Annotated in this window: 1 protein-coding gene; it reads left to right on the forward strand. The window is 63.8% G+C overall.

Annotated elements, in window-relative coordinates; all coding sequences use genetic code 11:
- Window positions 1–155: 155 nt before the first annotated feature.
- On the forward strand, window positions 156–446 hold the full coding sequence (locus tag CDN38_RS27935; protein WP_099319502.1) for a transposase: 291 nt from the start codon (window positions 156–158) through the stop codon (window positions 444–446).
- Window positions 447–459: the final 13 nt, after the last annotated feature.

Below are 459 nucleotides of genomic sequence, written 5' to 3' on the forward strand. Positions count from 1 at the left end.
TCGTAAACTCCAACAAGCGACATCGGGTACGCCGCACCAGCCCAGATGGGGACGCCTCCGCGCCAGCCCACCAGCGCCCGTCCAGCAGGCCGCATGAATGTTTACGAACATGAGGTTCCCCCCAAACCGTAGAGGCATCGACAATGAGGAGCACGATGCCAGAGAAGCGGATGAAGTACGACCGGGAGTTCCGTGAGGGGGCTGTCCGGATCGTCGAGGAGACGGGGAAACCGATCGCTCAGGTCGCGCGCGACCTGGGTGTCAACGAGGGGACGCTGGGTAACTGGGTCGCCCAGGCCCGCGCCAAGCGCGACGGCGACGGTGAGTTGAGCGGCGATGATGTCGCCGAGCTCAAGCGGCTGCGTGCCGAGGTCGCTGAATTGAGGATGGAGCGTGATGTCCTCAAGCGATGCGTGGTCCTGTGGGTGAAGGAGGCGACGAAGTGAGCGTGGCACGTTT

This window comes from Mycobacterium ostraviense, assembly GCF_002705925.1.
Taxonomy (GTDB): domain Bacteria; phylum Actinomycetota; class Actinomycetes; order Mycobacteriales; family Mycobacteriaceae; genus Mycobacterium; species Mycobacterium ostraviense.